We start from the raw sequence: 14,073 nt of genomic DNA, 5'->3' as shown, positions 1-14,073 counted from the left end.
CCTCATCACTCAATCACAGGTCCACTGCTGTGCCGAACGGCTTGCAATCTTTCCAGCAAATCTGGCCAATCAACGCGCCGAGTATACCCCACCACATTAATCCAAGGCGGTAAAATCCCGCCGCCTTGCACAATATAATAGCCATGCTCTGCATCTGCGACACCGGACATCTCGCAAACAGAATTGCGCAGTCTACAACTTAGACCCAGTTGCTGATAGGAAAAGTCCTCGAAAAACCGCAAAAAACTCCGTGATAATACGCCACTGGCACCGCCACCAATTTGTGACAGATTATCCACTGCCTGCTGACTGATGCGTCGCCGACTGCGATCACCCTGCGGTGTTGCAAACTGCGCATCGAACTGCACCGCTTGCCAGCCAGCCAATCGCAACTCATGAATGCGCCCATCGAGTCTGCCGCTAATCATTCCAAAATCAAACGCCTGGGTCAGTAACTGCAAATCCAGTCCGGTAATATCAACATTGGCTGACAACTGCGGCAAGGCACCAAAAGGATCTTGCAAGCGTAAATCCCTGATGACGGTGATGCCGTCAAACAATCTCAACATCAAAGCACCATCTACTTGGACTTGCTGATGTTGATAGCGAACCTGGGGGATCACACCAGACAACCGACCATACAAAGTTGGCCAGCCAAGCGCTTCGCTCACCGCCTCCATAGACACTGGCGTCAGCAATCCATCAAATTGCCAACTGACGGCCTGCTCTTGATCCAGCGCTAATGAAAAATCATGAATCTGCAAGGCTCCATCCATCACCGGCAATACAAACGGTTGAGTTAATCTGAAACCTGAACTTGTCGAAACGCCGTCGATTGCCGAGGCTCCCAGCGGCAGTGCATAGAAATAGATCTGTTGCCACGATAAAGCCGTGTGTTGCGGCTCAACCGATCCTGTCCAGGCAAACTCCCCGGTTAATCCCGCTAATGAAAAGCGCTGCTGTTGATCATCGATATCTACGTCAGAGAATGACAGGCTTAACTCTGGAGACTGGCCGTACTGATAATCAATGTCAGCACTCAACGAGCCATCCAGCGTCAGACTATCAGCTGCTGTGCCCAGCAAAAACGGTTGCAACCAGGTGTTATAAACATTGTTCAGTTGTGCTTTGACCAGCCTGATTTGCAATGAAGTGACTTGCTGTTGCTGGTAGTGCAGACTGACACTGCCCTGCAAAGTCCCGCTATGATCAAACTCCGGGATATTCAAAGTGATGCGGTCATTGTCGGGTGACCAGTGGCCGTCACTTTTCCAATGCATGCCAGACTGTTCAAAATCGAGAAAAACTGGCTCAAAATAAGCTTGACCGCCATGCAACGTCATAATGTTTGACCAGCGCCATTCGCCTGCTTGCTGTCGCGCCTTCAGTTGCACTCTGGCATTGGCTGCCTCGGTCACATAGCGGCTTTGTGGATCACTGACCGACCACTGATGCAACGCCAGATCAGTCTCAATGCGACTGATATTGGAAGCATCTCCAGCCATCATTAACTTGCCGTTCAATTCACCTTGCAGTTGCCAGCCTTGTGCCAATTCGATGAGGTCTTCTGTCAACATCGACAAGGCCAGGGATTCCAGCGACTCAAGTGTGACTGAGTGGCTTTGAATATTCGCTTGCCACACCTCGCCATCCAACTCGGCTTGAATATCCAGTGTGCCATCAGCCAAGCTGAGGCCTGAGACCTGTATTTGGTAATGCTCTTCTTCATAGCGTGCTTGCAGTGAAAATGTCACTGTCTGATCGCCCAAGTGGGCATGGGCAAAACTGACCTGACCTTTGGCACAACTTATCTGTCCAGATTGAAGCCTGGCTTGTTGGCAGTGCAGCTGGATATTGTTCACTTCGCCAAAAGGCTGAGCAAGCTGCAGTGTGGCGATGCTTAATTCAACCGCCAAACCATTTGCTGTCAGCTGGAGTTTTAGCTGAGAATCTTTGGCTGATATGTTGGCGTATTGCCAGTCACCTGCCAGTAGCTGCAATTTTTCGATTGCGTGGGCAGGGCTGACAATCAGTAGAAGTATTGCCAGGCACCAACGTCTGAAGAGTGATGAACGCATCACTCAGCCGGAAAAACACCTGTGGACAGATAACGATCACCACGATCACAGATAATGCATACGATGGTGGCATGACTCACTTCAGCAGATAATCTTAATGCTGCCGCCACGCTGCCGCCGGAGGAAACGCCACAAAATATGCCTTCTTCACTGGCCAGCCGACGCATGGTGTCTTCAGCAACACTTTGCTCCATATCGATGATTCGGTCGACTCTTTCCGGTTCAAAAATATCTGGCAGATAGGCTGCTGGCCAACGACGAATGCCGGGAATACTGGCACCCTCAACTGGTTGCACCCCCACAATTTGCACCTGACTGTTTTGTTCCTTGAGATAACGCGACACTCCCATAATGGTGCCTGTTGTGCCCATGGCACTGACAAAGTGAGTCACCTGTCCATGGGTATCACGCCAGATCTCAGGACCCGTGGTTTCATAATGAGCCAATGGATTGTCGAAATTGCCAAACTGGTTCAACACTTTTCCCTTGCCATCAGCCTGCATTTGCAAGGCCAGATCTCTGGCAGTCTCCATACCATCGGTGAGAATAATTTCTGCGCCATAAGCCCGCATTGAAGCGCGTCGTTCCACACTCATATTGCGAGGCATGATCAACACCATTTTGTAGCCCAAAATGGCCGCCACCATGGCCAGTGCAATTCCTGTGTTGCCACTGGTGGCTTCAATCAGGGTGTCTCCTGGCTGTATTTCACCCCGCTGCTGAGCATGACGAATCATGCTGACAACGGGTCGGTCCTTGACTGAACCGGCAGGGTTGTTGCCTTCAAGCTTAGCCAGAATGGTATTGCTGGTATTGCCCGGCAATCGCTGTAATCGAACCAGTGGGGTATTGCCAATACAGCGGTCAATGGTCGGATAATCAGTCATTTTAGCGTTCCGTTAAAATCACATACGCACTGGCATAGTCGCCATCATCACTCAGACTCAAAAACGCCCGGCTTGCCTTCAATTCAGACATCCTGTGTTGAGCGACCTCAATCAATTTTAGCTCTGGTTTACCAAGTTCATCCTTGCGAACAGCAATATGTTGCAGGCTGAGTCCATCGCGAAAGCCGGTACCCAGCGCTTTGGCAGCCGCTTCTTTAGCAGCAAAACGCTTGGCCAGAAAAGCCGCCGGCATACTGCTCTGTTGAAATGCCAAAAACTCTTGTTCATCCAGAATTCGTCTGGCCGCTTTGTCGCCAAATTTTTCCAGCATCTGACTGATGCGAGGGATAAACACCAAATCAGTGCCAATACCACAAATCATTGCTGTCTGGCTGCCAACATCAGCTGTTTCATTTCTCTAACCGCAGCCTGAAAACCGGTAAACACCGAACGCGCGACAATTGCATGACCAATATTTAACTCTCGCAGTTCGGGAATCGCCGCAATCGCCGTCACATTATGATAGTTCAAGCCATGTCCGGCATTGACCTGCAAACCTTGTGCATGAGCATATTGGGCAGCTTTGCAAATAATCGCCAACTCGTGTTTTGCTTCGGCAGCTGTCTCGGCATCGGCATAGCGTCCGGTGTGCAACTCAACCACCGGTACTTTGCAACTCACGGCCGCATCAATCTGATCCTTATCGGGGTCGATAAATAATGAAACTGTGACATTGGCTGCAGCCAGACGAGCACAGGCAGCTTGCATACGTTCAAGTTGACCGAGCACATCCAGGCCGCCTTCAGTGGTCAGTTCCTCACGACGCTCTGGAACCAGACAACAATCAGCCGGACGATATTTCTCGGCCATGGCAATCATCTCATCGGTCACAGCCATTTCAAGATTGAGTTTGGTCTGACTTATCTCGGTAAGCAATGCCAGATCGCGCTCCTGAATGTGTCGGCGGTCCTCGCGAATATGCAGCGTAATACTGTCAGCTCCGGCCTGTTCAGCCTCTATCGCGGCTTGAACCGGATCTGGATAACGAGTCCCCCGTGCCTGTCGCAAAGTGGCAACGTGATCAATGTTTACCCCTAAAAAAATCGACATACTGCTGTTTACCTTTCTGTTTCTGATGTAGCCGGGTTTGCATAAAGTTGCATCTGGGCAAACAACTGCCGGCTTTTAAGTGGTTTTCCGTCCAGATAATAATTTAACACCGTTCGCATCATCTGCTTGATTTCAGACAAGCTGACAAGGTCAAAATCGCTTTCCTGTTCAAAATGCCTGAGGCTTCGGCCAGAAATAGTCTGACCTGGAATGGCCTTATCACTGACTATCAGTCCATGCTCTGGCAAATAGCGATAATAGTTGTCATCCGTGACCGGCAGCCCACTGCTCGCTTCATGGGTCAGCGCCAAGCCATAGCCCATGGCTGCCAGTAAATGCTTTTCAAATATTCTCAGAGTAATTTCACAGGAATCGCTATGCTCGAGTTCCGATAGCGCCTGCTGATAGGCATCAAATATCATCGGCTCGCTTTGGTGCAAACCTGTCAGCCGAATCAGTAATTCGTTGATATACAAACCACATAACGCCGCGTGACCTTTCAGCCAATAACGTGGTTGGTGGTGCTCAACATCCGTCAGTGTCTGCAATTCACCTCGGCCAACCCAACTGAGCCAGAGCGGCTGAAACAATTGCAGCTGATGTCCACCACGCTTGCGCTTTTGCCTGACACCTCGTGCCACCAGGCTGACTCTGCCATAGTCACGACTGATCACATCCAGTAACAGACTGGTTTCCCGGTAGGGTCGCTGATGCAGCACAAAAGCCTGTGTCAGACTCATCATTTCAGATCAGCCTGTCTGACTGGAGGCTGTTGATGTTTTCATAGCCGCCTCTGTTGTGACTGAAAATGCAACAAGCCCTAAAGATCGTCGTTATAACCCAGATTTCTGAGCATACGCTCGTTGTCTGCCCAACCTTCGCGTACCTTGACCCACAACTGTAAGAACACCTTGCAGCCAAACAGGTCTTCCATATCTTTTCTTGCATCCTGGCCGACCTGTTTCAGTAACTCGCCCTTCTTGCCGATGACAATGGACTTTTGGCCACTTCGTTCGACGTAGATAACCGCGCTGATTCTGAACATGCCGTCATCGTCTTCAAACTGTTCGATATCAACAGTCAATGAATAGGGCAATTCCTGTCCCAGATGACGAAACAATTTTTCCCTGACCATTTCAGCAGCCAGAAAGCGAGAGCTTCGGTCAGTCAGTTGGTCTTCATCAAAAATCGCTTCGCCTTCGGGCATCAGCTTTTCAACTTCTGCTTCCAGTTGTTCGATGTTAATGCCTCGTCGTGCTGAAACAGGCACCACCGCAGCAAATGGATATTTGGCGGCAAGTTCTTCCATTTGTGGCAGTAAGGCCGCTTTGTCTTCCGCCTTGTCCACTTTGTTCAACACCAGAATGACCGGTTTGTCAGCATCATTTTGCAGGCGTTTCAATACGCGTTCGTCGTCATCACTCCATCTCAGGCTTTCGATGACAAACACAATCACATCAACGTCATCAATAGAGGCGGTTGCGGCGCGATTCATGTAGCGATTCATGGCACGTTTGCCATCACTGTGCATGCCAGGCGTATCGACATAGACCAGCTGAGCATGATCGGTGGTTTTGATACCCAGAATCCGATGACGTGTCGTTTGAGGCCTACGCGAGGTAATACACAGTTTTTGACCCAGAATACGGTTAATCAGCGTTGATTTACCGACGTTGGGACGACCGATAATGGCGACATAGCCACTACGATAGGGCTTTTCAGTCATAGCTTGCCTTCAATCAGGGTGAGTGCACGTTCAGCAGCTTTCTTTTCGGCCTTGCGGTGACTGCTGCCTCGGGCCACGACCACTTTATCCAGTAATTTGACCTGACAGGAAGCTTCAAACTCAGGTTGTTCCTTGTCAGACTTCACTTCTTTGACGCTATAGATGGGGAGTGGCTGTTTTCGGCTTTGCAGTAATTCCTGTAGCCGTGTTTTGGGATCTTTGACCGTTTCAGTAACGTCAATGGCTTCAATTCTTTCTTGATAAAGCTGCACAATCAGCGCTCTGGCAGGTTCAAAACCGCTATCAAGATACAGCGCACCAAACAGTGCCTCCAACGCATCCGCCAGAATTGATTCACGTCTGAAGCCGCCGCTTTTCAGCTCTCCTGGCCCCAACACCAGTACTTCTCCCAATTGCAGGGCACGTGCGATTTCCGCCAGTGTCTCCCCCTTAACCAGAGAAGCTCTTAGTCGGCTCAGTTTGCCTTCTTTAACTTGTGGAAAACGAGTGAACAGCGCCTCGGCGATGACAAAGTTGAGTATGGCATCACCCAGGTATTCCAGTCGTTCGTTATTTTTGGGGTCGGCACTGCGGTGCGTGAGTGCCTGAATCAATAGCGCGGTATCGTTAAACTCAATCTGCAGTGATTTGCAGAGCGCTTTTTGTCGGGTGGTCATCATCGCGTGGGCGGCTCTACATCTATTTCCTTGCGGAAGTGGCCAATCAAATCAATATGTGCGATGAAGGGTTTACGTACTTCATAATCAACGACGATGCGTGTGACATAAGCCGTATCTCGTCCGCGGCCGATTTCAACATTTTCCGGTTTGACGCTACTGATATAGCCGGTATTGAAGCGACGCTGCATCATCACCATGACTTGTTGACGGGTCATCTGATTGTTGCGGATTTCATGTTCCATGGAGTTCATGATCTGCACAACGGCGTAATATTCCTGATACATCGGCACCAGGCGCATTGCAATCGTTGCAAAAAACGCAATCAAGCCGAGCACAAAAACCCAGCTGATTAAAGTCATGCCTTTTTGGTGTTTCATGACGCGCTCCTTATTCAATAGTCTGACCTACCCGACCCCACATAATGCCACCAGCATTTCGATTCCAGCTCATCCATATCAGGAAAGCTCTGCCGACCAGATTTTCTTCAGGTACTGTACCCCAGAAACGGCTGTCATTGCTGTTATCCCGGTTGTCGCCCATGACAAAAAAATGTCCCTCTGGCACAACGGTTTCACCTTCGATCAGGTTACGCCGTGGATCAAGCAAAATGTTATATCCCTGTTGATGCAGGAATTCTGTGCGCATGTCTGCGCGGGCGCTCACCATACCGGTCAGATCATCATTTCGTTCGGCATCTTCTTGTTCGATTGCCTCACCGTTGATGTAGATGACCTTGTCAAAGTAACCGACCCGATCGCCGGGCAGACCAACCACTCGTTTGATGTAATCAATTTCGGTGTTCTCAGGATAACGAAATACGATGACATCACCCCGTTCAGGTGTACCGGTTTCAAAGATTCGGGTATGTGTTACTGGCAGCCTGATGCCATAAGAAAACTTATTGACCAAAATAAAGTCACCGACATGTAAGGTCGGCAACATGGAGGCTGACGGAATACGAAACGGTTCTACTACAAACGAACGAATCACCAATACCAGCAAGATAATCGGAAAAAAAGAGCGCGCGTATTCGACGATGACCGGCTCCTTGCTGTCCATGCCTCTTTTGGGCGCCCACACCCATTTATCCATCAACCAGATCAAACCGGTCAGAACGACCAACAACACCATCAACGCCGGAAAACTCACCGCACTCTCCTGTTATTTATGACTTCTTGGATAACTGCAATACCGCCAGGAACGCTTCCTGAGGCACATCCACTTTGCCTACTGACTTCATCCGTTTTTTACCGGCTTTTTGCTTTTCAAGCAATTTACGTTTTCGGGAAACGTCACCACCATAACATTTGGCCAGTACATTCTTACGCATAGCCTTAACCGTTGAACGCGCAATGATGTGTCCGCCAATCGCCGCCTGAATCGCAATATCAAACATCTGTCGGGGAATCAGCTCCTGCATCTTCTCGACCAGTTGACGACCACGAGACACGCTCTGCTCTTTGTGCACGATCATCGACAAGGCATCCACACGCTCGCCGTTAATCAACACATCCAGTTTGACCAGATCCGCAGCCTGAAAACGAATGAAATGATAGTCAAGCGAGGCATAACCCCGACTGACCGACTTGAGCCTGTCAAAGAAATCAATCACCACTTCATTCATTGGCAATTCGTAGCTGACTGCGACCTGTTTGCCCATGTATTGCATGGTTTTTTGCACACCACGCTTTTCCACACACAGCGTAATAACCGCACCGAGATAATCTTGCGGCACCAGCATGTCCGCCATCACTATCGGTTCTCTGATTTCGGCAATTGAACCCGGATCGGGCAACGCTGCCGGGTTTTCGACCTTGATCACCTCGCCTCGTTTGTCCAGTACTTCAAACACAACGGTAGGTGCGGTGGTGATCAGATCAAGATCATATTCTCGCTCCAGTCGTTCCTGGATAATTTCCATGTGTAACAGACCAAGGAAACCACAGCGAAAACCAAAGCCTAGCGCCTGTGAATTTTCTGGCTCGTAAAACAACGAAGCATCGTTCAGACGCAATTTACCAAGCGCCTCGCGAAAAGAATCATAATCATCACTACTGACAGGAAATACACCGGCATAGACCTGAGGAGTCACTGACTTGAAGCCGGGCAGCATTTCTGTGGCGCCCCGATGTGCATGGGTCAGGGTATCGCCAACAGGTGCCCCATCAATTTCTTTAACACCTGAAATCACATAACCGACTTCACCACAATTCAGTGCAGGTCGCTTGCTGCGTTTGGGAGTAAATACACCCACTTCATCGACTTGATACTCATGGCCGGTAGACATGACTTTAATTTTGTCTTTGGCCTTGAGACTGCCTTGTTTGATGCGTACCAGTGAGATGACACCCACATAACTGTCAAACCAGGAATCAATGATCAGTGCCTGTAACGGGCCTTCAGGGTCACCTTCTGGCGGCGGCACTCTTGCCACCAGTTCCTCCAGCACTTCATCAATACCCAGCCCGGTTTTAGCGCTGCATCGCACAGCATTCATGGCATCAACGCCGATGATGTCTTCAATTTCCTGAGCGACCCGGTCCGGTTCAGCGGCAGGCAAATCAATTTTATTTAATACCGGCAGCACTTCCAGGCCGAGTTCAATCGCGGTGTAGCAGTTGGCAACACTCTGCGCTTCTACGCCTTGCGCCGCATCAACCACCAGCAATGCGCCCTCACATGCCGCCAGTGAACGTGATACCTCATAAGAAAAGTCCACATGGCCGGGCGTGTCAATGAAGTTCAACTGGTAGGTTTCGCCATTTTTGGCGGTGTAATTAAGCGAAACGCTTTGTGCCTTGATGGTAATGCCTCGTTCCCGCTCGATATCCATCGAATCCAGAACCTGTTGTGACATTTCCCTTTCTGTTAAGCCACCACATATCTGGATGAAGCGGTCGGCAATAGTGGATTTTCCGTGATCAATGTGCGCGATGATTGAGAAATTTCGTATGTTTTTCATTTAGTTATCTGCAAGTGGCATATCTGAACATGCCGATTAATATGTGATTCTCTGCAAAATCATGGCGTCGATAGAAGAACTTCACGCCGCGCAGGCTGCAAATGGTGTTGTATTATACGCACTTCAGCAATCTAACACGATAAACCATGTTGCATCGCTGGTCTGTAACAAACACAGACCATTGCCTTAGTTTAAAGTCACCCTGATGTCTCAACACACTCATGACCCCGCCATTCTCAACGGGCCAATTCCAGGCACGTTTGTGCGTTATATGATTCCATCGATACTTGGTTTGATGGCCATCACCACAGCAAGTGTGGTTGATGGCATGTTCGTTGGTCAGTTTGTCAGTGCTGAAGGTCTGGCCGCCATCAACCTGCTAATCCCCTATCTGTCCCTGTTATTTGGTCTGGCGCTGATGATTGCCATTGGTGGGGCTGTGCGTGCCGGTCATTATCTTGGTGAAGGCAATCATTCAGCGGCTTCAGGGCTAATGGGCCTGTGCCTGTTGGCCATCACGATCATCGCGCTGGCTTTCATGAGCATGAGTTTGCTGGCCGGGACACATATCCTGCGTTTTCTCGGAACTCCTGATTCACTACTGCCATTGATCCAGCCGTATTTTCGCATTATCAGTGCCGTGCTTGTTTTGCAGACATTAACAATGGTGCTTTATTACTTCATTCGCCTGGATGGCGGTCAACGCCTGGCAACCACGGCACTGACCATTGGTGCATTGGCAAATATTCTGCTGGATGCATTACTGATTATTGTTTTTGAAATGGGCTTGCTCGGCGCGGCCTTTGCAACCGCAGTATCGCAGACGGTTCAATTGATTATCTTGTCAGGTTTTTTCCTGCGTAAACATCGCCGGCTGCAATTGCAGTTCCCTTGGGCTCAATGGCGTCAGCTCATCAAAGTGGCCTTTAATGGGCTTTCCGAGTTGGCCAATGAAATCTCTGCTGGCGTGGTTATTCTGGTACTCAACCTGATTTTGGTCAAACAACTTGGCGTAGAGGGCGTCGCCGCATTTGCCGTAGTGAACTATCTGATTTTTGTCAGCCTGATGCTCTACTACGGCATTGCCGATGCGCTGCATCTGCTGGCGAGTCAGAATCATGGTGCAGGACAGTTTTTGCGCATTCAGGGATTTGTTCGAACAGCACTCACCATGGTGTTGATCGTCAGTGCCTGCATAACAGCCATGCTGCTCATTTGGCCTGAAAAAGTAAGTGGTATGTTCATCAGCGATGCTTCTGAAGATGCGTTGCAGTTGTCTGCAGCTTATATTTCGCTGGTCTGGCCCTTGTTTGTGATAAATGGCATCAATGTAACACTGGCGATTTATCTCACAGCTATGCAACAGCCGGTTCCCTCGATGCTGATTGCTTTAAGTCGCGGCCTGGTGCTTCCGGTGAGCCTGTTGTTGAGCCTGTCTGCCTTATTGCCGCAACCCTTGTTTTTGGTCGCCTTGCCTATCGCCGAATGGCTGACTTTTATTCTGGCAAGCCTGCTGTTTTGGCAGTACCGGCCATTACATCGTCGCTGGCAGAAAACAAAAAACGCAGCCTGAGCTGCGTTTTTTTGTTGTTTCTTATTTGGCCTTAATCAAGCCACTACTGATCTGATTACTCTTCATCTATGCGAAGTGCCAGGAACTGCGAGTTACCTTCACGATGAATCAGCACAGGCACCGATTTTCCTGCTTCCAGTGATTTTGCGACTTCAAGAAACTGCTGAACACTTTCGATTTGAACATTGTTCAGATTTGAAATCACATCACCCGGACGAATACCGGCGCGCAGCGCAGGACCTGTTTCAACTTTCATGACGTAAACACCGCCGCTATCCAGACCTGCTTCCTGACGTTGCTCGTAGGAAACCTCAATAACTTCGATAGCAAGACGGTTGTCCGTACTACGCTGAGGGCCGACGCGAGACAATGCAACCTGATCTTCATCTGGCAACTCTTCAACGACCACTTTGATGGTTTGACGTTTTTGCTCGCGCATGATCTGCACATTGGTTTCTTTACCGACCGCAGTTCGACCAACAATCGGTGGCAGATCAGAGCTTGTAACAACATTTCGACCATCAAATTCGAGAATGACATCACCGGCTCTGAAACCTGCTTTTTCGGCAGGGCTGTCAGGAATAACTCGAGACACCAGTGCGCCCTGTGGACGACTCAAACCAAAAGACTCTGCCAGTTCACGAGTGACATCCTGAATCACAACACCCAGCCAGCCGCGGCTGACATAGCCTTGAGCTTTGATTTGCTCAACGACGTTCATGACGACATCAATGGGAATCGCAAAAGATACGCCCATGAAACCGCCATGACGGCTGTAGATTTGAGAGTTTATACCAATGACTTCGCCATCAAGATTGAACAGTGGGCCGCCCGAGTTACCCGGGTTGATGGCAACATCTGTCTGGATAAACGGTACGTAACTGTCACTAGGCAGGCTACGGCCGAGCGCACTGATAATGCCGGCAGTAGCTGAGTAGTCAAAGCCAAATGGTGAACCAATTGCCAGCACCCACTCACCTACTTTCAGATCATTCGAGTCACCAAGCTGCAATGTCGGTAGCCCAGTTGCTTCAACTTTCAATAAAGCAACATCGCTGCGCTCATCACCACCCAAAACTTCAGCCACCAGTTCAGTTCTGTCACTGAATCGGACGATGATTTCATCGGCATTTCTGATCACGTGGTAGTTAGTCAGGATGTAACCATCTTCTGAAAGCACAAAACCAGAGCCCACGGAGTTGTGTGGACGTGAACGAGGTTGGTTGGGATTCCCAAAGAAGCGACGAAAGAAATCGTCAAACGGTGTGCCTTCAGGCACTTCCATACCAGGCGGCAGCATCTGCTGAGATGGGGCGTCGCGCTGAGTTTTGGTGCTGATATTGACCACGCCATCAGCATTTTTTTCTACCAGGTCGGTGAAATCAGGAAGGCCTCTGGCATGAGCGCTTGCGCTTAACAAGAACCAGGCGAGAATGACACTCATCAAAGACCACGTTTTCGTATGTATCATCATTTTTCCTCTATGATTTGCGTGTCCAGCTGAACAGCATGTGTTTTTAACCTGAATCGCACCCAGTAAAACCCTGCAGCAAGCCCGGCTATCCCTGCACCGATTTCTGCCAATTCGCCCCATCCCAACGTTCTTATTGTCACTACTGCGGCAAACATAGACAGAAGCGGCAGCATGTACATCAATGCAGCGCCCTGCAGAAGTGCTTCTTCGGGGATTGAGACATTTACCTGCTGACCCGGTTCCATGTTTTCGGTTCGAGGTACAGCAATTCTTGAAAACTTTTTGCCTACATGTTTTGCAAGTAAGCCGGTACCACAACCTTGTCTGACGGCACACTGACTGCAAGTGGACTGGCGTTCAGCCTGAACCCAGGCAATTTTGCCTTCGAGTTCAACGATGGTCGCTTTTTGTTCGATCATGGCTGATCGAGATCAACAAACTGGATCGATGCGCCGATTTTCTCGACTGTTCGGCCTGGCACTTCGCCTACCACCGTGATGAAGTGAGAATGAATAATGTTGCCATAGGCGTTGATGCCGCCCATTTGGGTCGCACCTTGCAAATGACGATGCTTGGAAAGGATCTTTTCGATAAACACCGAGACTGAACTCATACCGTCGCTGTAGACACGCTGTTCGACTTCGGCTCCGTTGCTTGCTCTGAGTCTGGTCTGAAGCGCAACCAGGGAAAACCCCTCAGGCAACCAGGTGACATCCCAGCGTGACAGACGGCTTTGCTGCTCAATATCAGATGATGATTGTTTGTCTGTTCGGTTCAGAACCATTTCATCGCCATCGAGTCTTGATTGCAACTTTTCATCAGCGATCTCGACATCAGTTTGAATCGAAGAAAAGGCAAACATTTCGAGCACTTCACCATCGGTTGCCAATAGTTGAGTCTTCAGCAACAGATCAGTTTCAGTGTCTACCCACAGCCGGTAGCCGTAGCGGTACTCGTCAACAGGGGAAATTAACAGCTCGCGAGCATTGCGACCGGCAACACGGCTTTCTCCTTGGAATGACAGCTCGTAGTAGGGCAAGGCGGAGCTGACTTTGCGTGGCAAATCACTGGGGAATCCGCTGCCTAGTGGTCGTGGACTGATATTAATCTGGCGACCTTCAGGATTGATACAAGTGACCTTATCATTTGTTCGAATGACCTCACGAGCAGGGCCATTCAGTGCAATCAAGCGCTCGAGTTCACCGTCCTCGTCTGCACGATGATAAATTTTTATTGATTGAAGATTGCGACCGGCCTGATAAGAAAATACACCTTGGTAGTTGAGAGTGCGTGCTGCATGATTCATACGCTCAAGCAGCTCAACGGCCTCATCAGCGGCATGTGCTGTCGGCAACAACATCATCATGCAAACCGATAACCAAAACGGTATCAACTTGTGTATCAACTTCATCACTCAGTACCGTAGGAAACAACCCGACCATAAGAGAACACGCCCGAAGTTCCGGCATATTCATTGTGGTCAACGAGATAGGTATTCAGACGATCTTCAACTTCCTGCTCGGCAACCGTCCAGCGGTTGCCTGTGACCGGTGCAGTTTGCTCGGCAAGCGTGGTCACACCCG

The 14,073-nt window shown here is 49.6% G+C and carries 14 protein-coding genes; 1 reads left to right on the top strand and 13 read right to left on the bottom strand.

Features of this window, described 5'->3' with window-relative positions; genetic code table 11:
* Positions 1 to 5: 5 nt before the first annotated feature.
* The 10 genes from MPL1_RS13715 to lepA all read right to left on the bottom strand — a co-directional run bounded on the left by MPL1_RS13715 (position 6) and on the right by lepA (position 9,443).
* A complete protein-coding gene (locus MPL1_RS13715; RefSeq protein WP_009726951.1) occupies positions 6 to 2,078 on the bottom strand; it encodes a hypothetical protein in 2,073 nt (690 codons plus the stop codon).
* On the bottom strand, positions 2,078 to 2,965 hold the full coding sequence (cysM, locus tag MPL1_RS09675; RefSeq protein WP_009726950.1) for a cysteine synthase CysM: 888 nt from the start codon (positions 2,963 to 2,965) through the stop codon (positions 2,078 to 2,080). The genes MPL1_RS13715 and cysM overlap by 1 nt, the downstream gene beginning before the upstream one ends.
* 1 nt (position 2,966) lies before the next feature.
* Complete coding sequence (gene acpS, locus MPL1_RS09670) at positions 2,967 to 3,347, bottom strand: holo-ACP synthase (RefSeq protein WP_009726949.1); 381 nt, start codon at positions 3,345 to 3,347, stop codon at positions 2,967 to 2,969.
* A complete protein-coding gene (gene pdxJ / locus MPL1_RS09665; RefSeq protein WP_009726948.1) occupies positions 3,344 to 4,075 on the bottom strand; it encodes a pyridoxine 5'-phosphate synthase in 732 nt (243 codons plus the stop codon). The genes acpS and pdxJ overlap by 4 nt, the downstream gene beginning before the upstream one ends.
* A gap of 8 nt (positions 4,076 to 4,083) precedes the next feature.
* On the bottom strand, positions 4,084 to 4,818 hold the full coding sequence (recO, locus tag MPL1_RS09660) for a DNA repair protein RecO (protein WP_009726947.1): 735 nt from the start codon (positions 4,816 to 4,818) through the stop codon (positions 4,084 to 4,086).
* A 77-nt stretch (positions 4,819 to 4,895) separates the two neighbouring features.
* Positions 4,896 to 5,801 (bottom strand): GTPase Era, encoded by a 906-nt coding sequence (gene era, locus MPL1_RS09655; protein WP_009726946.1) that lies wholly within the window; start codon positions 5,799 to 5,801, stop codon positions 4,896 to 4,898.
* Positions 5,798 to 6,481 carry a ribonuclease III gene (rnc, locus tag MPL1_RS09650; RefSeq protein ID WP_009726945.1) on the bottom strand — a complete coding sequence of 228 codons (684 nt, stop codon included), beginning with the start codon at positions 6,479 to 6,481 and terminating at the stop codon, positions 5,798 to 5,800. The genes era and rnc overlap by 4 nt, the downstream gene beginning before the upstream one ends.
* Entirely contained in the window at positions 6,478 to 6,858 is a 381-nt protein-coding gene (locus MPL1_RS09645; protein WP_009726944.1) for a DUF4845 domain-containing protein, read from the bottom strand. Before MPL1_RS09645 ends, rnc begins: the two co-directional genes overlap by 4 nt.
* A 10-nt stretch (positions 6,859 to 6,868) precedes the next feature.
* Complete coding sequence (gene lepB, locus MPL1_RS09640) at positions 6,869 to 7,630, bottom strand: signal peptidase I (protein WP_009726943.1); 762 nt, start codon at positions 7,628 to 7,630, stop codon at positions 6,869 to 6,871.
* 16 nt (positions 7,631 to 7,646) lie between these two features.
* Entirely contained in the window at positions 7,647 to 9,443 is a 1,797-nt protein-coding gene (lepA, locus tag MPL1_RS09635) for a translation elongation factor 4 (protein WP_009726942.1), read from the bottom strand.
* Positions 9,444 to 9,648: 205 nt separating this feature from the next.
* Here lepA and MPL1_RS09630 point away from each other — a divergent pair, with 205 nt between their 5' ends.
* Positions 9,649 to 11,016: an MATE family efflux transporter gene (locus MPL1_RS09630; protein ID WP_040577064.1), complete on the top strand. Its 1,368-nt coding sequence runs from the start codon at positions 9,649 to 9,651 to the stop codon at positions 11,014 to 11,016.
* A 55-nt stretch (positions 11,017 to 11,071) separates the two neighbouring features.
* Here the strand turns inward: MPL1_RS09630 and MPL1_RS09625 are convergent, their stop codons facing one another.
* The 3 genes from MPL1_RS09625 to MPL1_RS09615 are packed head-to-tail and all read right to left on the bottom strand — an operon-like array spanning position 11,072 to position 13,901.
* Complete coding sequence (locus MPL1_RS09625) at positions 11,072 to 12,487, bottom strand: DegQ family serine endoprotease (protein ID WP_009726940.1); 1,416 nt, start codon at positions 12,485 to 12,487, stop codon at positions 11,072 to 11,074.
* Entirely contained in the window at positions 12,487 to 12,909 is a 423-nt protein-coding gene (locus MPL1_RS09620; RefSeq protein WP_009726939.1) for a SoxR reducing system RseC family protein, read from the bottom strand. Before MPL1_RS09620 ends, MPL1_RS09625 begins: the two co-directional genes overlap by 1 nt.
* On the bottom strand, positions 12,906 to 13,901 hold the full coding sequence (locus MPL1_RS09615) for a MucB/RseB C-terminal domain-containing protein (RefSeq protein ID WP_009726938.1): 996 nt from the start codon (positions 13,899 to 13,901) through the stop codon (positions 12,906 to 12,908). The genes MPL1_RS09620 and MPL1_RS09615 overlap by 4 nt, the downstream gene beginning before the upstream one ends.
* Between the last annotated feature and the right edge of the window lie 172 nt (positions 13,902 to 14,073).

Origin of the sequence: Methylophaga lonarensis MPL (assembly GCF_000349205.1) — a bacterium.
Taxonomy (GTDB): domain Bacteria; phylum Pseudomonadota; class Gammaproteobacteria; order Nitrosococcales; family Methylophagaceae; genus Methylophaga; species Methylophaga lonarensis.
Note: the sequence above shows the minus strand (reverse complement) of the source record. Positions and strands in the feature narration are given on the sequence as shown.

What these genes read in the sequence shown, in the direction of transcription:
- acpS (WP_009726949.1), bottom strand. Translation starts at nt 3,347, where the DNA reads ATGATTTGTGGTATTGGCACTGATTTGGTGTTTATCCCTCGCATCAGT.
- MPL1_RS09615 (WP_009726938.1), bottom strand. Translation starts at nt 13,901, where the DNA reads ATGAAGTTGATACACAAGTTGATACCGTTTTGGTTATCGGTTTGCATG.
- MPL1_RS09625 (WP_009726940.1), bottom strand. Translation starts at nt 12,487, where the DNA reads ATGATACATACGAAAACGTGGTCTTTGATGAGTGTCATTCTCGCCTGG.
- MPL1_RS09630 (WP_040577064.1), top strand. Translation starts at nt 9,649, where the DNA reads ATGTCTCAACACACTCATGACCCCGCCATTCTCAACGGGCCAATTCCA.
- lepA (WP_009726942.1), bottom strand. Translation starts at nt 9,443, where the DNA reads ATGAAAAACATACGAAATTTCTCAATCATCGCGCACATTGATCACGGA.
- rnc (WP_009726945.1), bottom strand. Translation starts at nt 6,481, where the DNA reads ATGATGACCACCCGACAAAAAGCGCTCTGCAAATCACTGCAGATTGAG.
- pdxJ (WP_009726948.1), bottom strand. Translation starts at nt 4,075, where the DNA reads ATGTCGATTTTTTTAGGGGTAAACATTGATCACGTTGCCACTTTGCGA.
- MPL1_RS09645 (WP_009726944.1), bottom strand. Translation starts at nt 6,858, where the DNA reads ATGAAACACCAAAAAGGCATGACTTTAATCAGCTGGGTTTTTGTGCTC.
- MPL1_RS09620 (WP_009726939.1), bottom strand. Translation starts at nt 12,909, where the DNA reads ATGATCGAACAAAAAGCGACCATCGTTGAACTCGAAGGCAAAATTGCC.
- recO (WP_009726947.1), bottom strand. Translation starts at nt 4,818, where the DNA reads ATGATGAGTCTGACACAGGCTTTTGTGCTGCATCAGCGACCCTACCGG.
- cysM (WP_009726950.1), bottom strand. Translation starts at nt 2,965, where the DNA reads ATGACTGATTATCCGACCATTGACCGCTGTATTGGCAATACCCCACTG.
- era (WP_009726946.1), bottom strand. Translation starts at nt 5,801, where the DNA reads ATGACTGAAAAGCCCTATCGTAGTGGCTATGTCGCCATTATCGGTCGT.
- MPL1_RS13715 (WP_009726951.1), bottom strand. Translation starts at nt 2,078, where the DNA reads ATGCGTTCATCACTCTTCAGACGTTGGTGCCTGGCAATACTTCTACTG.